Source organism: Rhodanobacter sp. C01, assembly GCF_002001045.1.
Classification (GTDB): domain Bacteria; phylum Pseudomonadota; class Gammaproteobacteria; order Xanthomonadales; family Rhodanobacteraceae; genus Rhodanobacter.
On the sequence record NZ_MUNR01000012.1, the window covers coordinates 512,070 to 530,996 of the forward strand.

Sequence of the window (18,927 nt, forward strand, 5' to 3'; positions counted from 1 at the left end):
TTTCGATTGACCCGTCCGGATCAGGCCTTGATCATCCACGGATGCCTACCTTGTCCCGCTACCTCCTGATCCTGCTGCTGGCGGTGTCCAGCAGCAACCTGCCGGCGCAGGATGCACCCAGCGCCACGACGCCGGCACCCACCCCGGCGCAAACACTGACCCAGCTGCGCTCCCAGCTGGACAGCATCAAGGCCACGGTGGATGCCGCGAAGCATGATGTCCCGCTGAGCGACCTGCGCGCCAGCGCGCTTGCCGTGCAACAGCAGGCAGACCAACTGGGCTCCACCCTGTCGCCACAATCCGCCAGTCTGCAGGCCCGACTGGACGTGCTCGGTCCACCACCGGCCAAGGGGGCGCCGCCCGAATCGGCCGAACTCGGCGCGCAACGCCGACAATTGGGCAAGGCCAAGAATGATCTGGACAGCCAGGTCAAGCAGGCCAATTCGCTGAGTACCGAAGCCGCCCAGCTGGCCGCACACGTCGCCGAATTGCGGGCGGACCAGTTCCAGGCCCAGCTTGCCTCACGCACGGCCACACCCTTCAGCCGTGCATTCTGGATCGACCCGATCAAGGCATTTCCCGATGACGCAGCGCGTGTCACGCGGCTGGGCAACGAGGTCATGGCAGTCATTGGACAGGCCTGGCAACCGCCCAACCGCGTGCCGTTCGTGCTGTGTCTGATCATCGCTGTGCTGTTGCTCAGCGTCGGGCGCTGGCTGATCGAACGTGCAGTGGTGAACGTGACGACGAACCGCATGCCTGCAGGCCGGCTGCGGCGCAGTGCGCTGGCGGTGGCGGTGACGCTGGCCTCCACGCTGGCGATCGGATTGGCTGCGCACTTCGCCTATCTCGCGCTGAACTGGAACGACCTGCTGGATGAAGATCTGGACGACCTGGCGCGCAAGATGGCGCGGCTCGTCACGTTCGCTGCCTTCATGGCCGGCCTCGGCCGCGCCATGCTGTCCAACAAGCGCCCGTCCTGGCGCCTTCCGGCCCTGTCCGATGAAGCAGCGCACCGATTGCGCTCGTTTCCCTGGCTGCTGGGTGCTGCGGCACTCCTGCTTGGCGTCAGCGAGAGCATCAACAACGCGATCGGCGCCAGTCTCGCGACCACGGTGACGACACGCGGGCTGCTCACCGTACTGATCGGGTTGCTGGTTGGCAGCGCGCTGATTCGCCTGGGCCAGTCACGCCGCGCCATATTGGCCTCCGGCGAATTGCCCGAGCGACGGCCACTATGGGTGGGCCTGGTCGTGGCGGCAGCCTTTGTCGGCGTCGGCATCACCCTGCTCGGCGTAGCCACGGGCTACATCGCGTTCGCGTTCTTCATCGCCCGGCAGATGCTGTGGGTCGGCGTGATCCTCACCTCGCTGTACCTGCTGATGCACCTGGTCGACGACATCTTCGACACGGTATTCGCGCCCAAGGGACGCACCGGCAAGCGCATGCAGAGCAGTTTCGGGCTGCCCGTCAGTGCACTGGAACAGACCGGCACGCTGTTGTCCGGCCTCACCCGCGCGATCCTGCTGATCCTGGCCGTGGCGTTTGTGCTGGCACCCTTCGGCGCCGGCCCGCAGGAACTGGCCGGCCGCGTGGGCAGCCTGCTGTCGGGTGCTTCGCTGGGCAAGCTCAAGATCGTGCCCGGCGACATCTTCGATGCCGTACTGCTGTTCGCGCTCGGCATGATCGTGCTGCGCGTGATCAAGCGCTGGCTGAGCGAACAACTGTTGCCGAAGACCTCGCTCGATCCCGGCATGCAGAACTCGATGGTTACCCTGCTCGGCTATGTGGGTGGCGTGCTGGTGTTCGGGCTGGCGCTGGCCGGCCTCGGCGTGGACCTGCAAAGCATCGCGTGGATGGCCAGCGCGCTGTCGGTCGGCATCGGCTTCGGCTTGCAGGCGATTGTGCAGAACTTCATCTCCGGCCTGATCCTGCTGGCCGAGCGCCCGGTGAAAGTGGGTGACTGGGTCAGCATCGGCGGCGTCGAGGGCGATATCCGCCGCATCAATGTGCGTGCCACCGAGATCCAGATGAGCGACCGCTCGACCATGATCGTGCCGAACTCGCAGTTCATCACCTCGAACGTGCGCAACGTGACCCTGGCCAATGCGCAGGGCCGCGTGCAGATCAAGTTGCCGATGCCGCTGGATACCGACGCCAGCAAGGCGCGTGAACTGATCCTGGAGGTGTTGCGCGCGCACCCCGGCACGCTCGGCATGCCGGCACCGAGCGTGCAGCTGGACAACCTTGACGGGGGCTCGATGCTGTTCAGCTGTACGGCCTACGTCAACAGCCCACGCGATGTCAGCAGCGTGAAAAGCGACCTGCTGTTCGAGACACTCGAACGCCTGCGCGACGCCAAGCTGCCGATGACAAGCCCGCAGAGCATGGTGGTGCGCAACCTGCCACCGATTGCCGAGAGCAATGACGACAAGGATTGAGCGCGGTTTGCATTGATGATGTAGCGACTGATGATCGGTGACTGACCGGACAGCTTCACATGACGGCAACCTGCCACGGCGCTAGCCTGATGTCCGGTTCCCGCCACCGGAGTCACCGTCATGCCCACATCCGCAACAACTGGCAGCACGATCATCCCCGGCCTGCGCTACCGCAACGCCCACGCCGCGATCGACTGGCTGTGCAAGGCCTTCGGTTTCGAAAGGCATGCCGTATACGAGAACGACCAGGGCAGCGTCGAGCACGCCCAACTCTCTTACGGCAGCGGCATGATCATGCTCGGTGACGTGCGCGACAATGAATTTGGTCGGCGCATGGCGCAGCCCGAAGAAATCGGTGGCCGCGAAACGCAATGTCCTTATGTGGTCGTCGCCAACTGCAAGTCGCACTATCTGCAGGCCAAAGAGGCCGGCGCGGTGATCGTCGACGACTACGCCGAGAAGGATTATGGCGGCGCCGGCTACAGCTGCCGCGATCCGGAGGGCCACTTGTGGTCCTTCGGCAGCTACGATCCATGGCATGCATCGTGAAGAAAAAACGGGCCGGTGTGAACCGGCCCGTTGCTGGTATCTAGCGATCGAAGCCCTCGGTTACGAGCACTTCTCACCTTTGGCTGCGTGATAACCCGCTGCCGCCGCGTCCGAGGCGCTCATGTACTTGCCCTCCTTGGTGGTGCCGTACCACTTGCTGCCCTGGCAGTGATACGCCTTGCTCTTGCTACCGGTATTGACCCACACCTGGCCCGGACCACCACCCGCGGCAGGCGTGGCTGCCGGCGCCGGCATCGCATGGGACGACTTCATCGCGGTGTTCGAAGCCGGGGCGGCTGCGGCGGCCGGAGCCGCAGCGGCGGCTGGTGCTGCGCCGGCGGCGGCGTACCACTCCTTCACACCCTTGTGACCCTTGCACGCACCTTTCTTGCTGGCCTGACTGGAATAGCTGCCGTCCTTGCACTGGCCGGTGGAACCAGCGGGCGCGGAAGCCTGCTGGGCATAAACGGCGGAACCGGCAAACAGGCAGGCCAGTGCCACGGCAAACAAAGCTGACGATTTCATCTTCGGACTCCCTCCAACGTGAATTCGCATAACGGAACGGGCAATCACGATCTGCTTGTAATGAATCGCCCCTCCCGTCTTGTCGGTCCCATGCCTGTTGCCTTCCGCATGAAGCGGGATGCGACTGCCTGCGACGACACCCAGACATCCGCAACGGCGATGCCTGCTCCAAGACTATGCCGCAAAATTGTGACGACAAGTCAGAACCGGCATCCAGCGTTTATTTGTCAGACGGCGATATCGCATGAATTTGCGAAACAGTCGCCTGCCAGCGCTCAGGGGGCCGCTATCGCTGGTGCCTTCAACTTCGAATCCGGTCGCGCAATGGCGTACATCTCCCAGCTGATCTGCTTGAGCATGCCCTGGCGATCCTTGCCCTGCACGTAGAGATCGAAATGCGTGCGATCGGGCAGGAAGTGGAACTCGGATTTCGCATGCAGGCCATCCAGCACGGCCTGCAGCCTGTGCGCGGCACCGTCCAGATAGAACGTATCGGCGGTGCCTACATACAAGTGGATCTTGCCATCCAGATCGGCCTTGAGCTGCGGCCACTGCTGCTGCAGGCGGTATGCGATGTCGTAGTGATCACGCCAATAGGCAACCACCGCGGGATCGACGGCGCCGGTGTCGCGGTCGAACATCGGCTCGGGCTGGCCGTCCTGGCCACGCGGCGAAAACACCCAGTCGAACGAGGCCAGCTGGCCGCCGTAGGAACCCAGCACGCGCTCAAGTTTTGCAAACTGCTCGAACGTGCCGAGCACCTTGGCGTGATCGCGCACCAGCGGGTAAGCCGAGCCATCCGGCCGGTGGTATGCATTGGCGTTTGGCGCATACAGGTCGATGCCGGTGAAGTCATGGAAGTCGCCGGGATCGGGCGAAGTCGACCAGGTACCGCCGAAGACTTTCGGATAACGCGTCTGCAACCACAGCGTGGCCCAGCCACCGGAAGAATGGCCATTGAGGAAACGCCCATTCGGACGACCGTCCATCCGGTAATGCGACTCCAGTTGCGGAATCAGCTCCTCGGTAAGCGCATGGCCCCACGGGCCGTTGTTTACCGAATCAGCGAACTCATGGGTACCGGTCGGGCTCGATTCGTCGAGGAACACCCAGATCATCGGCGGCATCTCGCCCTTAGCCATCGCCGCATCGACATTGGACAACGGCCCCATCACGCGATCGTTGTTGCCACCGAATCCCTGCGTGTAATACACCGTGGGATAGCGCCCGGAGGCCTTGGCGTCGTAGCTCGGCGGCGTCAGCACCCAGCCGCGCATGTGGATCGGCCGGCCCCAGAAGGCGCTCAACGACGGACTGACGAAATCCAGCAGGGTCGCATGCCGGCGCGCCGCGGCCAGTGCTTCACGGATGGCCGCGGGTGCCGAAGCCGATGGCGCCCATGGATCACGTGCCGGCACCGCCCTGGTCAGGGTCAGGGTCGGAATGCTGGCGGTGGGCAGCTGGATTTTCATCACCTCGCTGACCAGGTCGCCGGCACCACGCCCGGTGTAGTTGTAGCTGTGGTCGACATCGAGCACGGCCTGCACGTAGTAATCGCCCGGCGGCAGCTGCGAATAACCTGCCGGAAACGCCAGACGGTCGGCATCGAGATCGATGCTCTGCCCTGGCGTCCAATGGCTTACCTCCCGCGCGGCCACGCTGGTTTCGGTGGCACGGAACGGGTTGGCATCCACCTCGTCGACCACGCTGCTCTTGCCGCCGGATTCAGCCTTCGCTTCAGCCTCTGCGGTCTTCGCATCGATCGCGAACAAGAGCAAGCGGCCCGAGGTCGGCTGTGCCGAAGCCGCACCGAGCTGCACATGAAAGAAGCGATGGGTGGGAACGGCGGGGGTGTCCTGCCGCGCGAAGGCAACGCCGGACAGCAGACCAAGACACAGCAGGCCTGCAACAGCGTGACGGTGGTAGTTCATCAAGAATTCCCCTGGTAACCGAATATTCGAAATGACCGCGTCGCGGCCGATGCCACACGCACGCCATGGCACAAACAGCTCAACTTGTCCGCTTCAACACCAGCGCATCGTGGCCGTCGCGCCGGCTGATGATCCCGACCACCCTGCCGTTGGCGTCGCGCTGCACGATCTTGCGCAACCGCGGCTGCCCCGGCGTGAACAACACATCCCGCGCCTCCGCCTTCATGATGCGCGGCTTGCCGCCATTCAACGCGTCGGCGAGTTCGTTGCCCTGTCGACTGATCACCAGGGTGACATCCGGGCCGGCCTTGTACGTACCTACGTATTCGTCCAGCACCGCCACCGGCAGCGCGATGGCGGGCGGGTCCTGCGGCACTGCGATGGTCTGGCTCGAGATCATGCGCCAGCCGGCGGCCTCTTTCAGCCACACCTCGGTCGAGCGGTAGTTCGCATGCGATACCTGCCCGGCCATGGTCACCGTGGACTGGTCGGTGAAGCGGGTTACCGCCACCGTGCCGTAGACCTCGACATTGAAGTCGGTTTGCACCAGATGATTGGACATGCCTTTCGGGGGCGGTCCAGCGCTGGTCAGAATGTCGTGCTTCGATGACACGCTGCCATCCTCGTTCATGAAGGTCACCCGATCATCGAGATATCGATCGAACACGGCAGCATTGCCGATCGCCGACGCATCGGAGAATTCCTGCGATTGCCGCTTGATCAATGCGGCAACATCCTCCGCGGCAAAGGCAGGCAAGCATCCTGCGAGCAGGGCCAGCACGGTGATTTTCGAGACCACACAACGCCACCTCGACATGATCAATCCCCTTGGCATAATTGATGAAATCGCGATATCGGACAGCACGCAGCGGCAAGTCGCCACTGCGCTGGCAACGACAGCTCCACCATCGCTCACTCTTTTTCGGCAGCCGACTTGACCGGCGTCAGCCGCAAGTCCTGGAAGTCGAAACTGAAATCGGTTAACGGCGAGATCGGCTGCATGCGAATCTCGCGAACATGACCGTCCACATCCATGCTGAAGTTGACGAATGCATCGGCGTTGAGCGCACGATCGTCCCAATGCACGGTGAAAGTGTCGTGCTGCCACGGCGTCATCGTGCCGATCAGCTGCGCGGTCTTCGAGAAGCGCAGGCGCAACTTGCCGTTCTCGTGGCTGATGATGACGTCGCCGTACCACGGATCGCGATAAATACCAGCGTATTGCGCCAACGGCAGCGACGGTTTGCTGTTCTTGTCGCGAGCGGCCTCATGCTTGGCCAGACTGTCGTCGGCCTTGGCTTCGCTTTGCTTCACCGCCTTGCCGTACACCGCCACCCAATCCGTCAATGGAGCCGCCGTCTTCTGGTCCGGATTCAGATAGGCGTCGAGCACGCGATAAGTCACCGCATTGAACGCGGCTCCGGACTCCTGGTTGGTCAGCACCACCACGCCCAGATGCAGTTCCGGCACCAGCGTCACGCGCGAGACCATGCCCGGCCAGCCGCCGGTGTGCCAGACCAGCCGCTGGCCGCGGTAGTCGGACAGGAACCAGCTTTCGCCGTAACCGTAGAAGTGTGGCACCAGCGGCACCAGCTCCGGGATCGGTGGCTTGCCGATGGTGATCGGGGTCAGCATCGACCACATCTGCTGCTGGCTATCCTCGGAGAACAGCCGTACCGGCTTGCCATCCGCACCCTTGGTCGGCAACACGCCACCGGCCAACTGCACGTTCATCCATTTGGCCAGGTCATGCACGCTGGCATAGATACCACCAGCGCCGGGATCGTTGAGCCAGGCCATCGGCGGCACCGGTTCGAGATCCTTGAAGTTGGCCTTGGCATGACCGATCGCCACGTCCATGCCGGGTTTGAGGTAGGTCTTGTCGATCAGCGATTCATCCATGCCGACCGGCTTGAAGATGTGCTCGCGCACGTAGTCTGCATAGCTCTGGCCGGAGGCCTGTTCGATCACCAGCGTGGCCACCGCGAACAGGATGTTGTCGTAGGCGTAGCCGCTGCGGAAACCGTTCTTGATCGGCACATTGCGCAGCCGTTCGACCACTTCCTTCGTCGTATAGGACGTCGGCGGCCAGTACAGCAGATCGCCTGCACCGAGCGAGAGACCGCTGCGATGCGCCAGCAGGTCGCGGATGCGCATTTCGTGCGTGACGTACGGATCGGACATGCGGAACCACGGCAGGTGATCGATCACCCGGTCGTCCATCTTCAGCTTGTCCTGCTCGGCCAGCTGCTGCAGCGACGCAGCGGTGAACGCCTTGGTATTGGAGGCGATCGCGAACAGCGTGTGCGCATCGACCGGCTCCGACTTGCCGATCTCGCGCAGGCCGAAGCCCTGCTCCATCACCACCTTGCCGTCCTTGACGATCGCCACCGCGATGCCCGGCACGTCGAAGGTCTTGCGCGCGCTGTCGACGTAGGCGCCGAAATCCTGCAGCTGCGCCGGCAACATCGGTTGCACGATGTCGTGCGTGCTGACCGGCAATGCAGCAGGTTTCGTCGCTGGCGCCTGCGCCCCCGCACTGCCGGCAAGCACGAGCAGTGCGCAACAACCCGCCAGGCGCAGGGAAAGGAATCGCTGGGACATCGAAGGCTCCGCTGATAGGGCAACCGCGCCACTATCGCGACAAATTGCGCGGGATACCAGCGCTGGAAGTCACACACGATCGTACGATCATGCAACCTGTCGGCCACGCCACTCCTTCCATCCGTCACTGGCCTGCAGCCGGCTAAGATGTGGTCTCCACGTCACGCACGACCCATCCGATGTCCGCCGACCTGTTTGCCAGCCCGCCGTCTACTGACTGCCAGCACATCCGCGTCGGCATCGGTGGCTGGAACTACGCGCCGTGGCGCAACAACTTCTACCCGGCCGGACTGGTGCAACGGCGCGAGCTGGAATACGCCAGCCGCCAGCTGCGCACGATCGAGATCAATGGCACCTATTACGGCGCGCAGAAGGCAGCGACCTACGCGAAGTGGGCCGCGGAGACTCCGAGTGGCTTTGTGTTCTCGCTGAAGGCGCCGCGCTATGTCACTGAAGGCAAGCGACTGGCCGAGACCGGCAAGGGCATCGGCAGCTTCGTGCATGGTGGTCTGGCTGAGATGGGCGACCGGCTGGGACCGATCCTGTGGCAGCTACCACCATCACGCCCATTCGATGCCGACGATCTGGCGGCGTTCCTGGGCGCGCTGCCACGCGAGTTGAACGGCCAGCCACTGCGGCATGTGCTTGAGGTGCGCCACCCCAGCTTCATGAACGAGCGCTACGTGGCACTGGCGCGCAACCATGCGGTGCCGACCGTCTTCACCGACTCACCTGACTATCCCTCGCTGGCCGACCTCACCGGCGATTTCACCTATGCAAGATTGATGTGCAGCGCCGACGGGATCTCCACCGGCTACGCATCGGAGGCGTTGGATCATTGGGCCGAACACGCGCGCACCTGGGCCGCAGGCAGCGATATCGGCGAGCTGTCGCATGCAGCCACACTGCAACCGGCAAGCCGACCGCGCGACGTGTTCGTGTTCTTCATCAGCAGCGCCAAGCATCGCAACCCGGCTGCAGCGATGGCACTGCAGTCGCGCATCGACGGCAATCACTGAATTCAACAAACCGCTCGCTGCATGTTGTCACTTCCGGGCTTATCAGTAGGCATGGCCTGCACTAAGCTCTTCCCTGCATCCTCACGCCAGCCACTCGCATGCGCCGACTTCCCCATCTGATCCTGCTTGCCGTGCTGGTGCTCGTCATGATGTGGTGGCACCGGCATGTGCCATCGCAGATCGGGCCGACCAATTCTGTCGCGACCTCGCCGGCTGACAACGGTACAGCGTCCACGCTGCCGGCATACCTGCCGCCGGAAGCACGCGACACGCTGGCTCTGATCGCCCATGGCGGACCTTTCCCGCACAGCCAGGACGGTGTGGTATTCGGCAACTACGAACACCTGTTGCCGGAGCAGCCGCGTGGCTATTACCACGAATACACAGTGGAAACGCCCGGCGCGGGCAATCGCGGCGCACGGCGCATCATCACCGGTGGCACGCCACCCGACATCTACTACTACACCGACGACCACTACCGCAGCTTCCGCAGTTTCAAGGTCAGCCCGTGAGCGCACACGGCCTCGATCCGGACCTGACCCGGCCGACCCAGAGCGGCGTGTATTTCGTTGGTGACGGCGATCTCGATCGTCTGGCCAGGACCGCGCTTCGCGACGAGCTGCATGTCAGTCGCACGGATCTGGCTGGCTGCCGCGACAAGGACGCGCTGCTGCGCCGCCTCGCCGTATCACTGCAATTGCCAGCCACCTTCGGCCAAAACTGGGACGCACTGGCCGACTGCCTGCGCGATCCGCACCGGGTACCGGCGTGGGGCCACGTGCTGCTGTTCGATCATGTCGACGAACTGCGCCGGGCCGCCGAGGCCGACTACGACACCCTGCTGGGCATCCTCGACGATGCTGCGACATTCGGCAGCGAGCACGAGACACCGTGGTTCGCGTTTCTCGCGCTCCCCGACGACGCGCTCGACAGCAGCCACGCCGCCTCCTGAAACCAGGTCATCCCAGCTACCCCGGAACATCATGCAAACCATCGAATTCGAATTGGAAGGCGACTACGTCGAGCTCAACATGCTGCTTAAGCTGGTCGGCCTGTGCGACAGCGGCGGTGCCGGCAAGGCCATCGTCGCCACCGGTGCGGTCAAGGTCGATGGCGTCACCGAACTGCGCAAGACCTGCAAGATCCACGCAGGCCAGGTCACCACCATCGACGACGTGGAAATCCACGTACTGGCCGATCCCGAGGCCTGAAGGGAACTTCGAATAACCGTGCCCCCATGCTCGTCATCCCGGCGAAAGCCGAGATCCCGTGACTCCACGTCTTTGCAACCCAACGGCACTGGATTGACCAGCTTCGCTGTTGTGGAGCTTTTCAGTTTTCGCTGGAATGACGGCTTATGAAAGGCTTTTTTGAGGCTTCCTAACCTGGCACGTTGTCCGGCAAGTTCAGCAGCCGCTGATCGAGCTGCGGGTGCGCCGGCAGCCTGATCAGGAATTCCCGCTCCAGCGCCTGGCGGATCTCGGCGACGCTGCCCAGCATGCGTCGCTCGGGTTCAAGCCCGATGCGCCGCACGGTGAATTCGCGGTTGCGCAAACTCAGCCGGCGATCCGATGTTGTGCGTGCCACATTCAGGTTGTAGACGAAGAACGAGTCCGGATGCGTCGACACATAGTGATTGGCCACGATGTAGTCGATCAGCGGCACCGGGCGCAGGTCGAAGCGATACAACGACAACCACTGCCCGCGCACCAGTGACTGCATGCGCCAGTCGCCATCCATCTGCACCAGCCGGCATGGCTCCAGCGGGGTCGCCTGCTCGGTATCCGCCTGCAACCGCAACGCACCGGAAAGATTCTGTCCGCCAAAGCCGACGTCGACCAGCCAGCTCTCCCCGGCCAACTCGACGCGCAACAGCATGTGCGTCTGTGGCGTCACCGCATCCTCAGGCCGCGTCCACAGCACGCGCGCGATCAGCCCCGACACCTCGAAACCGATCGTCCGCAACACCGCAGCGAACAGCAGGTTCTGCTCGAAGCAGTAACCGCCGCGGCCGTCCTGCACCAGCTTGCGCTGCAGCGCGGCCAGCTCGAGATCGACCGGCAGGCCGAGCAGCGGATTGAGATTCTCGAACGGGATCGCGGCCACATGGGCGATTGCCAGCGCATGCAGGGTCGGCAACTGCGGTGCGACTGGGCCTGCATGGCCGATGCGCCGGAGGTAGGCCTCCATGTCGATGGATCCACTCATTGGCTCAATATCCACGGGCTCGATATTCGGGAAATCGGGACCACGATAGTACCCGCCTGCTGATGGTCGTCACCCAGGTAACCAGAGCCACACTGGCAGCGAAGAGACAGTATCCGACGCATGCAACGGCATTCGCATTGGCCGTCGTTGCATCTGTTGCATCTGTTGCAGGCGCTTCCACGTAGCTTCATGGACCGAAGATCGGCCCGATCAACCACTGTCAACGAGGCACACCATGATTCGTCGAACTGCCATTCACGTTATTCCGCTAGTCGCCGCCTTGATGGTAGCCGGGCTGAGCGCCTGCCAACCCGCTGCGGCCAGCGATGCGCAGGCTCTGCCCGCGCCCACCGTGGATGCGCCAAGGAGCGCCGCCGCGGGCGAGCAGACCGCGGTACTGGCCGGCGGCTGCTTCTGGGGCATCGAGGCCGTGTTCGAGCACGTCAAGGGCGTGCACAAGGTGGTGGCCGGCTTCTCCGGCGGCGCCGCCGACACGGCGCACTATGACGAGGTCAGCGACGGCGATACCGGCCATGCGGAGTCGGTCCGGGTACAGTTCGACCCAGTCAAGGTCAGCTACGGCCAGTTGCTGCAGGTGTTCTTCTCGGTCGCGCTCGATCCCACCGAACTCAATCGGCAGGGTCCGGACAGCGGCACGCAATACCGCTCTGTGATCTTCTACGGCAACGACGAGCAGAAGAAGATCGCCACCGACTACATCGCCCAGCTGACGGCAGCCAAGTCCTTCCCGGCACCAATCGTGACCCAGGTCGTGCCGCTCAAGGCGTTCTACCCGGCCGAGGCGTACCACCAGCATTACTTCAGCGAGCATCCGGACAATCCGTACATCGTCATCAACGATGCACCCAAAGTCGCGAATCTGCAGAAACTGTTCCCGACGCTGTATCAGCCGGATCAGCAAGTGGTGGATGTTCAGCTGCACTGATACCGGATCAGGTTTGACTTGCATGAGGCGGCACGAGCCCCATGTCTGGACTTCCGCACCCTTAACGCGCCTGCCCTGATGTGCTCCCCACGTGCCGCCTCACGCTCATTCATCGCCGGCTGAATCCACCGAACTCACCCGCAGCTTCCTGGGCGTGTTCCGCTACAGCGGGCGGGCGCTGGAACTGGTCTGGAGCACCAGCCGCCCGTTGACCGTCGCACTGGCGTTGCTGACGCTGATTGCCGGTCTGCTGCCGGCCGGCGTGGCCTATGTCGGCGCGCATATCGTCGACACAGTGGTCACCGCAAGCCGCCAGTGGGCGAGCAATGGCCATGCGCCACTGGTTTCGGTGTTCAAGTGGGTGGCGCTGGAAGGCATCCTGGTGGTGGCCCTCGCCGGTGCACAGCGCGGCCTGTCGATGTGCCAGTCGCTGCTGCGCGCGCAACTGGGACAACGCGTCAACGTGATGATCCTGGAGAAGGCGCTGACGCTGGAGCTGGCGCACTTCGAGGATTCCGAGTTCTACGACAAGCTCACCCGCGCCCGCCGCGAGGCGTCGACCCGTCCGCTTTCGCTGGTCACCCGCACGTTCGGGTTGGGCCAGAACGCGATATCGCTGATCAGCTACGGCACCTTGTTATTCCATTTCTCGCCATGGGCGGTGGTGGTATTGCTGCTGGCCGGGCTGCCCTCGTTCCTGTCCGAGACCAAGTTTTCCGGCGATGCGTTCCGGCTTTTCCGCTGGCGTTCGCCGGAAACGCGCATGCAGCTGTATCTGGAAACCGTACTGGCACGCGAGGACCACGCCAAGGAGGTCAAGCTGTACGAGCTCGGTCCGCTGCTGCTGGATCGCTACCGCGACATTTTCGACAAGCTCTATGGCGAGGACCGCGACCTGACCGTCCGCCGCGAAAGCTGGGGCTTCGGACTCGGCCTGCTCGGCACGATCACGCTGTACGGCGCCTATGCGTGGATCGCCATGACCACGGTGGTCGGTCGCATCACGCTGGGTCAGATGACCATGTACCTGTCGCTGTTCCGGCAGGGCCAGTCGGCGGTCTCGGCGATGCTGTCGGCGATCGGCGGCATGTACGAGGACAACCTGTATCTGTCGACCCTGTACGAATACCTGGAAACCCCGGTACCGCCGTCGCCGGGCACCGCCCAGCACGGCGCGAAGCCGGACGATGGCATCCGCTTCGAGCAGGTCAGCTTCACCTACCCCGGCGCCAGCGAACCGGCGCTGCATGAGATCAACCTGCATATCCGCCCCGGCGAATCGCTGGCCCTGGTCGGCCAGAACGGCTCCGGCAAGACCACCCTGATCAAGCTGCTGACACGGCTGTACTCGCCCGACAGCGGCCGTATCCTGCTCGACGGCACCGACCTGCGCAACTGGGACGAAAGCACCCTGCTGCAACGCATCGGCGTGATCTTCCAGGATTTCGCGCGCTACCAGATGCGCGTCGGCGAGAACGTCGGCGCCGGCGATGTCAGCCATTTCGAGGACGAGGCGCGCTGGCGCGAGGCCAGCGACAAGGGCATGGCCAGCGAGTTCATCGACGGCCTGCCGTCCGGCTTCAACACCCAGCTCGGCAAATGGTTCCGCGAAGGACGTGAACTGTCCGGCGGCCAATGGCAGAAGATCGCCCTCGCCCGCGCCTTCATGCGCTCACGCGCGGACATCCTGGTGCTGGACGAACCCACCGCCGCGATGGACGCCCAGGCCGAGGCGAGCATCTTCGCGCATTTCCGCGAGCTGGCCGGCAACCGCATCGCGATCCTGATCTCGCACCGCTTCTCCACCGTGCGCATGGCTGACCAGATCATCGTGATCCAGGACGGCCGCATCATCGAGCACGGCAGCCACGAACAGTTGATGGCGCAGGACGGCCACTATGCGCATCTGTTCTCGTTGCAGGCACAGGGCTATCGCTGATCGGCTTGACCCTGGCGCCCTGTGCGCCCCATGCTTCGCGGTCTTGACCCACCCGTAGACACGCATGAGCAGTCGCTACAACGCCGCCGATATCGAAGTCCTCTCCGGCCTGGATCCGGTCAAACGCCGACCCGGCATGTACACCGACACCACCCGCCCGAACCATCTGGTGCAGGAGGTGGTCGACAACTCGGTGGACGAGGCGCTGGCCGGCCACGCCAGCTCGATCGAGGTCATGCTCTACAACGACGGCTCGGTGGAAGTGAGCGACGACGGCCGTGGCATGCCGGTGGACATTCACCCGGAAGAAGGCGTCTCGGGCGTCGAGCTGATCATGACCCGGCTGCACGCGGGCGGTAAGTTCAGCGGCAAGAACTACAACTTCTCCGGCGGCCTGCACGGCGTCGGCGTCTCGGTGGTCAATGCGCTGTCCGACCGGGTCGAGGTGAACATCCGCCGCGACGGCTCCGAATACCAGATGGTGTTCGCGCACGGCGACAAGATCAGCCCGCTGGAAGTGATCGGTACGGTACCCAAGAAGCGCAGCGGCACCACCTTGCGCTTCTGGCCAGAAGCGAAGTATTTCGATTCGCCGAAGATCTCGCTGTCGAAGCTCAAGCATCTGCTGCGCGCGAAAGCCGTGCTGTGCGCCGGCCTCAACGTCAAGCTCACCGACGAAGCCAGTGGCGAAACGATCGAGTGGCATTACGAGGATGGCCTGCGCGACTACCTGCGCGGCGAACTCGACGGCAGCGAGGCGTTGCCGAACGAGCTGTTCGTGCACCACATGGCGCGCGACGTGGAAGGTCTGGAAGTGGCGCTGGCCTGGTTGCCGGAAGGCGAACTGGTGCAGGAAAGCTACGTCAACCTGATCCCCACCGCGCAAGGTGGCACCCACGTCAATGGTTTGCGCACCGGCCTCACGACCGCGATCCGCGAGTTCTGCGAGATACGTAATCTGCTGCCGCGCAGCGTCAAGCTCGCACCGGAAGATGTATGGGAACGGCTCGCCTTCGTGCTGTCGGCCAAGTTGCAGGATCCGCAATTCGCCGGCCAGACCAAGGAGCGCCTGTCCTCGCGCCAGACCGCCGGCATGGTCGAGAACGTCATCCACGACGCTTTCAGCCTGTGGCTCAACCAGAACGTGGAGATGGGCGAGCGGATTGCCCAGCTGGCGATCGAACGGGCCAGCGCGCGCCTGAAAGCCGCCAAGCAGATCGTGCGCAAGAAGATCACCCAGGGCCCGCAACTGCCCGGCAAGCTGGCCGACTGCACCGCCACCGATCTCACCCGCACCGAATTGTTCCTGGTCGAAGGCGACTCGGCCGGCGGCAGCGCCAAGCAGGCGCGTGACAAGGAGTTCCAGGCGATCCTGCCGCTGCGCGGCAAGATCCTCAACACCTGGGAAGTCGAATCGACCTCGGTGCTGGCGTCGGAAGAAGTGCACAACCTCGCCGTCGCGATCGGCTGCGACCCAGGCAAGGACGATCTGTCCGGCCTGCGCTACGGCAAGGTGATTATCCTCGCCGACGCGGACTCCGATGGCCTGCATATCGCCACGCTGCTGGCCGCACTGTTCCTGAAGCATTTCCCGACGCTGGTCAGCGAAGGCCACGTGTTCGTGGCAATGCCGCCGCTGTTCCGCGTCGATGTCGGCAAGCAGGTGTTCTACTGCCTCGACGAAAGCGAGAAGGAAGCGATGCTGCAACGGATCGAGCGCGAGAAGATCAAGGGAGCGGTCAGCACCACCCGTTTCAAGGGCCTGGGCGAGATGAATCCACCGCAACTGCGCGAATCGACCATCCATCCGGATACGCGCCGACTGGTCCAGCTCACCATCGGCGACGACGATGGCACATCAAGGCTGATGGACATGTTGCTGGCAAAGAAGCGTGCCGGCGATCGCAAGGCATGGCTGGAAGAGAAAGGCGACCTGGCAACGCTCGAGGTTTGAATCATTGCTAAACCTGCGGGCGTGATACCCGCGGTTAAGCGCATCTGCCAATCACCAAAGATTCACATCGCGGATATTCATCGGCATCAGTGCATCCGGAACTGAGCGGGCGCCGTATCTCCACATGCTTCCCATCCGGTAAGCGGAAAAGACCTGGAGAAACAGACAATGAAGACGAACCATTCCATGCGCATTCTCGTTGCAAGCCTTTGCATCGCCTTGTCCACCGCCGCTGCTGTGCCGATGGCCTTTGCCCAGTCAGATGCGATGGGCTCGATGGGCATGCACAAGGACCCGATGGTTGGCGGTGCCGCGATGTATCCGTCGAAGAACATCATCCAGAACGCGGTGAACTCGAAGGACCACACCACTCTGGTCGCCGCCGTAAAGGTTGCCGGTCTGGTCGACACCCTTTCCGGCACGGGTCCATTCACTGTATTCGCACCGACTAACGAGGCGTTTGCAGCATTGCCCGCAGGCACGGTCGATAACCTGTTGAAGCCCGAGAACAAGTCCACGCTGACAAAGATCCTCACCTATCACGTGGTCCCTGGCCGGCTGACTTCGCATGATCTGGCCGAGGCCGTCCAGGCCGGGGGTGGCAAGGCCGTACTCAAAACCGTCGAAGGAGATTCGATCACCGTGGGCAAGGACGGCAGCAAATGGACAGTCACTGACGACAAGGGAAATGTCGCCGACATCACCATCCCCGACGTGATCCAGTCCAATGGCGTGATCTTCGTGATCGACAAGGTGCTGATGCCGTAACCAGCTGCAGCGCAACGTTTGAATCTCACCGCCGCTCCGATTCCCTCGTCGGAGCGGTTTTTCGTTGTGACGGCAGCACCGCAATGTTGGATACACTCCTATGGGAGGCATCTGCGGCAGACTTCCGCATGCTTCCGATCCATGCAACGGACAAGAGAAGGGAAATGGCTGTGAAAATCGCGCGACTCCTGCGGACCTGCCTCATCGGCCTCTCGCTGGCATCGGCCATGACGCCTTTGGCGGTGGCCGGCAAGACTGGCAAGACCAACAAGACCGACACATCCGACATGATCAAGATCACCGCGCCGAAACCCGCGCCGCCCAGTGAGCCCACCATGTCGCCGTCGAATGACATCGTTCACAACGTCGACGGCGCGAAGGACCTCACCACACTGGCTGCTGCGATGAAGACCGCGAACCTGGCCGGCACGCTTGCAGGCCCGGGCCCCTACACCCTGTTCGCACCGAACGACAAGGCGTTTGCCGCGCTGCCCACGGGTACGCATGACCGCCTGTTCAAGCCCGGCAACGAGGATGCGCTGGCCCGCGACGTCGGCTACCACGTCGTGCCAGGACGCCTGACCACGAAGGATCTGGCCAAGGCGGTCGAAGCAGGCGGCGGCACCGCTTCGCTGAAGACCCTCGAAGGCGACTCGATCACCATCACCAAGGACGCCGACCGCTGGGCGATCAGCGACGACAAGGGCAATGTCGCCCACGTCACCGTCGCCGACCTGGCGCAATCCAACGGCATGATCATGGTGATCGATCAGGCACTGATCCCGTAAGGGGTTTCAACGCAACGCTGCAAGCTGTCAATCGCTCTGATTCACCTTCGGGCGGCTTTTTTTGCGGTGATATCGGCGCTAAGGTGCTAGCTGGTTTTCATGGGAATTTCGCATGGCCCTGCTGCCGCCGCTCGACCTCCAGCACTGGATCGACGAACACCGCCACCTGTTGAAGCCGCCGGTCGGCAACAAGTGCATCGTCGATGGCGACTTCATCATCATGATCGTCGGCGGTCCCAACGCGCGAACCGACTACCATCACGACGAAGGCCCTGAGTTCTTCTACCAGCTGGAGGGCGAGATGGTGTTGAAAGTGCAGGACGACGGACAGGCTCGCGACATTCCAATCCGCGCCGGCGAGATGTTCTACCTGCCACCCCGGGTGCCGCATTCGCCGCAACGGATGCCGGCATCGATCGGACTGGTGATCGAGCGCCGCCGCATCAGTGGCGAAAAGGATGGCCTGCTGTGGTTTTGCGAACGCTGCAACCACAAGCTGTACGAGGAGTACTTCGTGCTCGACAGCATCGAGCACGATTTCCCGCCGGTGTTCGACCGCTTCTACGGATCTCGCGAGGCACGTACCTGCGGCGAGTGCGGGCACCTCAACCCGGCGCCCGCGAAATACGGGTAGGAGCGCACCCTGTCCAAAAGGGACTTCTTTCGGTCGCGCGATTGCGTTTTTTCGCATGCCGCCAAGAACATTGCACGCAGGGTGTGCCCTACCGGCGCAACAGCCATTTGCGCGCCATCCGCCGCAGCGAACTGTCGAAGCTGACGTCATGCGCCACGCCTGCCACCGTGCGCCAGGCCAGTGCCTGTGATTCCTCGTTGATCACGAAGCGATCGTCCTCGCCAGCACGCACCACATAGCGCACGTCGTAATGCCAATGCTCCGGCTCGTTCGCACGTGCCGGTATGCGGTGGCGGTCGATATCGAAAATGCCAGGCTCGACCTGCAACCCCGCCATGCCGGTCTCTTCCTGTGCTTCGCGCAACGCCACCCGTGCCAAGTCGGCATCGCCGTCGGCATGACCGCCAGGCTGCAGCCAGCGATCCAGCTTTCGATGGTGCATCAGCAATACGCGAGTGTCATCCTCGCCGACCAACCACGCCGAACCGGTGAAATGCCCGGCCAGATGACTGCGCTCGAACACGGCAGGGTCGGAGCGCAGGAAAAGGGTGAACTGCGCAGCCGACTCGACTTCATCCGGACAGTGCGAGGCATACTCCCCGAGATCGGCAAGCATTCGTG

The 18,927-nt window shown here is 63.2% G+C and carries 18 protein-coding genes; 12 read left to right on the forward strand and 6 right to left on the reverse strand.

Annotation, left to right across the window (positions count from 1 at the left end; all coding sequences use genetic code 11):
• The first annotated feature begins 41 nt into the window (after nucleotides 1-41).
• On the forward strand, nucleotides 42-2,441 hold the full coding sequence (locus B0E50_RS13960; protein ID WP_077441893.1) for a DUF3772 domain-containing protein: 2,400 nt from the start codon (nucleotides 42-44) through the stop codon (nucleotides 2,439-2,441).
• Between the two features lie 120 nt (nucleotides 2,442-2,561).
• Nucleotides 2,562-2,990 (forward strand): VOC family protein, encoded by a 429-nt coding sequence (locus B0E50_RS13965; RefSeq protein WP_077441894.1) that lies wholly within the window; start codon nucleotides 2,562-2,564, stop codon nucleotides 2,988-2,990.
• A gap of 60 nt (nucleotides 2,991-3,050) precedes the next feature.
• Here B0E50_RS13965 and B0E50_RS13970 read toward each other — a convergent pair whose 3' ends face one another.
• From B0E50_RS13970 to B0E50_RS13985, 4 genes are all read right to left on the reverse strand, one after another.
• Complete coding sequence (locus tag B0E50_RS13970; RefSeq protein ID WP_077441895.1) at nucleotides 3,051-3,515, reverse strand: DUF3761 domain-containing protein; 465 nt, start codon at nucleotides 3,513-3,515, stop codon at nucleotides 3,051-3,053.
• A 275-nt stretch (nucleotides 3,516-3,790) separates the two neighbouring features.
• Nucleotides 3,791-5,446, reverse strand: a complete 1,656-nt coding sequence (locus B0E50_RS13975) for an alpha/beta hydrolase-fold protein (RefSeq protein WP_077441896.1) — start codon at nucleotides 5,444-5,446, stop codon at nucleotides 3,791-3,793.
• Between the two features lie 79 nt (nucleotides 5,447-5,525).
• Nucleotides 5,526-6,263, reverse strand: a complete 738-nt coding sequence (locus B0E50_RS13980; protein WP_168170885.1) for a nuclear transport factor 2 family protein — start codon at nucleotides 6,261-6,263, stop codon at nucleotides 5,526-5,528.
• Nucleotides 6,264-6,358: 95 nt separating this feature from the next.
• Entirely contained in the window at nucleotides 6,359-8,050 is a 1,692-nt protein-coding gene (locus B0E50_RS13985) for a serine hydrolase (protein ID WP_077441898.1), read from the reverse strand.
• Between the two features lie 179 nt (nucleotides 8,051-8,229).
• Between B0E50_RS13985 and B0E50_RS13990 the strand changes: the two genes are divergently transcribed.
• The 4 genes from B0E50_RS13990 (at nucleotide 8,230) to B0E50_RS14005 (ending at nucleotide 10,280) form a co-directional block, all read left to right on the forward strand.
• Complete coding sequence (locus B0E50_RS13990) at nucleotides 8,230-9,069, forward strand: DUF72 domain-containing protein (RefSeq protein WP_077441899.1); 840 nt, start codon at nucleotides 8,230-8,232, stop codon at nucleotides 9,067-9,069.
• A gap of 98 nt (nucleotides 9,070-9,167) precedes the next feature.
• Nucleotides 9,168-9,581, forward strand: a complete 414-nt coding sequence (locus tag B0E50_RS13995; protein WP_077441900.1) for a ribonuclease domain-containing protein — start codon at nucleotides 9,168-9,170, stop codon at nucleotides 9,579-9,581.
• On the forward strand, nucleotides 9,578-10,021 hold the full coding sequence (locus B0E50_RS14000; protein WP_077441901.1) for a barstar family protein: 444 nt from the start codon (nucleotides 9,578-9,580) through the stop codon (nucleotides 10,019-10,021). Before B0E50_RS13995 ends, B0E50_RS14000 begins: the two co-directional genes overlap by 4 nt.
• 31 nt (nucleotides 10,022-10,052) lie before the next feature.
• Nucleotides 10,053-10,280 (forward strand): RNA-binding S4 domain-containing protein, encoded by a 228-nt coding sequence (locus B0E50_RS14005; RefSeq protein WP_077441902.1) that lies wholly within the window; start codon nucleotides 10,053-10,055, stop codon nucleotides 10,278-10,280.
• Nucleotides 10,281-10,449: 169 nt separating this feature from the next.
• On the opposite strand, the gene B0E50_RS14010 is transcribed toward B0E50_RS14005, so the two are convergent.
• Entirely contained in the window at nucleotides 10,450-11,277 is an 828-nt protein-coding gene (locus B0E50_RS14010; RefSeq protein WP_077441903.1) for an arylamine N-acetyltransferase, read from the reverse strand.
• Between the two features lie 235 nt (nucleotides 11,278-11,512).
• Between B0E50_RS14010 and msrA the strand changes: the two genes are divergently transcribed.
• The 6 genes from msrA (at nucleotide 11,513) to B0E50_RS14040 (ending at nucleotide 18,306) form a co-directional block, all read left to right on the forward strand.
• Nucleotides 11,513-12,223 (forward strand): peptide-methionine (S)-S-oxide reductase MsrA, encoded by a 711-nt coding sequence (gene msrA, locus B0E50_RS14015; RefSeq protein ID WP_077441904.1) that lies wholly within the window; start codon nucleotides 11,513-11,515, stop codon nucleotides 12,221-12,223.
• A 91-nt stretch (nucleotides 12,224-12,314) separates the two neighbouring features.
• Nucleotides 12,315-14,162 carry an ABC transporter ATP-binding protein gene (locus B0E50_RS14020; protein ID WP_174575047.1) on the forward strand — a complete coding sequence of 616 codons (1,848 nt, stop codon included), beginning with the start codon at nucleotides 12,315-12,317 and terminating at the stop codon, nucleotides 14,160-14,162.
• 64 nt (nucleotides 14,163-14,226) lie between these two features.
• Nucleotides 14,227-16,116, forward strand: a complete 1,890-nt coding sequence (parE, locus tag B0E50_RS14025; protein WP_077441906.1) for a DNA topoisomerase IV subunit B — start codon at nucleotides 14,227-14,229, stop codon at nucleotides 16,114-16,116.
• Nucleotides 16,117-16,284: 168 nt separating this feature from the next.
• Nucleotides 16,285-16,884 (forward strand): fasciclin domain-containing protein, encoded by a 600-nt coding sequence (locus B0E50_RS14030; protein WP_139350877.1) that lies wholly within the window; start codon nucleotides 16,285-16,287, stop codon nucleotides 16,882-16,884.
• Nucleotides 16,885-17,048: 164 nt separating this feature from the next.
• A complete protein-coding gene (locus tag B0E50_RS14035) occupies nucleotides 17,049-17,672 on the forward strand; it encodes a fasciclin domain-containing protein (protein WP_254427287.1) in 624 nt (207 codons plus the stop codon).
• Nucleotides 17,673-17,784: 112 nt separating this feature from the next.
• Nucleotides 17,785-18,306: a 3-hydroxyanthranilate 3,4-dioxygenase gene (locus B0E50_RS14040; RefSeq protein ID WP_077441907.1), complete on the forward strand. Its 522-nt coding sequence runs from the start codon at nucleotides 17,785-17,787 to the stop codon at nucleotides 18,304-18,306.
• 88 nt (nucleotides 18,307-18,394) lie between these two features.
• Here B0E50_RS14040 and B0E50_RS14045 read toward each other — a convergent pair whose 3' ends face one another.
• Nucleotides 18,395-18,922 carry an NUDIX hydrolase gene (locus B0E50_RS14045; RefSeq protein ID WP_254427288.1) on the reverse strand — a complete coding sequence of 176 codons (528 nt, stop codon included), beginning with the start codon at nucleotides 18,920-18,922 and terminating at the stop codon, nucleotides 18,395-18,397.
• Nucleotides 18,923-18,927 lie beyond the last annotated feature (5 nt).

Excerpts from the sequence above, each read along its gene's own strand:
- B0E50_RS14005 (WP_077441902.1), top strand. The coding sequence starts at position 10,053 with ATGCAAACCATCGAATTCGAATTGGAAGGCGACTACGTCGAGCTCAAC.
- B0E50_RS14040 (WP_077441907.1), top strand. The coding sequence starts at position 17,785 with ATGGCCCTGCTGCCGCCGCTCGACCTCCAGCACTGGATCGACGAACAC.
- B0E50_RS13960 (WP_077441893.1), top strand. The coding sequence starts at position 42 with ATGCCTACCTTGTCCCGCTACCTCCTGATCCTGCTGCTGGCGGTGTCC.
- B0E50_RS13970 (WP_077441895.1), bottom strand. The coding sequence starts at position 3,515 with ATGAAATCGTCAGCTTTGTTTGCCGTGGCACTGGCCTGCCTGTTTGCC.
- B0E50_RS13965 (WP_077441894.1), top strand. The coding sequence starts at position 2,562 with ATGCCCACATCCGCAACAACTGGCAGCACGATCATCCCCGGCCTGCGC.
- msrA (WP_077441904.1), top strand. The coding sequence starts at position 11,513 with ATGATTCGTCGAACTGCCATTCACGTTATTCCGCTAGTCGCCGCCTTG.
- B0E50_RS14010 (WP_077441903.1), bottom strand. The coding sequence starts at position 11,277 with ATGAGTGGATCCATCGACATGGAGGCCTACCTCCGGCGCATCGGCCAT.
- B0E50_RS14035 (WP_254427287.1), top strand. The coding sequence starts at position 17,049 with ATGGCTGTGAAAATCGCGCGACTCCTGCGGACCTGCCTCATCGGCCTC.
- B0E50_RS13990 (WP_077441899.1), top strand. The coding sequence starts at position 8,230 with ATGTCCGCCGACCTGTTTGCCAGCCCGCCGTCTACTGACTGCCAGCAC.
- parE (WP_077441906.1), top strand. The coding sequence starts at position 14,227 with ATGAGCAGTCGCTACAACGCCGCCGATATCGAAGTCCTCTCCGGCCTG.
- B0E50_RS13980 (WP_168170885.1), bottom strand. The coding sequence starts at position 6,263 with ATGTCGAGGTGGCGTTGTGTGGTCTCGAAAATCACCGTGCTGGCCCTG.
- B0E50_RS13975 (WP_077441896.1), bottom strand. The coding sequence starts at position 5,446 with ATGAACTACCACCGTCACGCTGTTGCAGGCCTGCTGTGTCTTGGTCTG.
- B0E50_RS13995 (WP_077441900.1), top strand. The coding sequence starts at position 9,168 with ATGCGCCGACTTCCCCATCTGATCCTGCTTGCCGTGCTGGTGCTCGTC.
- B0E50_RS14045 (WP_254427288.1), bottom strand. The coding sequence starts at position 18,922 with ATGCTTGCCGATCTCGGGGAGTATGCCTCGCACTGTCCGGATGAAGTC.
- B0E50_RS14030 (WP_139350877.1), top strand. The coding sequence starts at position 16,285 with ATGAAGACGAACCATTCCATGCGCATTCTCGTTGCAAGCCTTTGCATC.
- B0E50_RS13985 (WP_077441898.1), bottom strand. The coding sequence starts at position 8,050 with ATGTCCCAGCGATTCCTTTCCCTGCGCCTGGCGGGTTGTTGCGCACTG.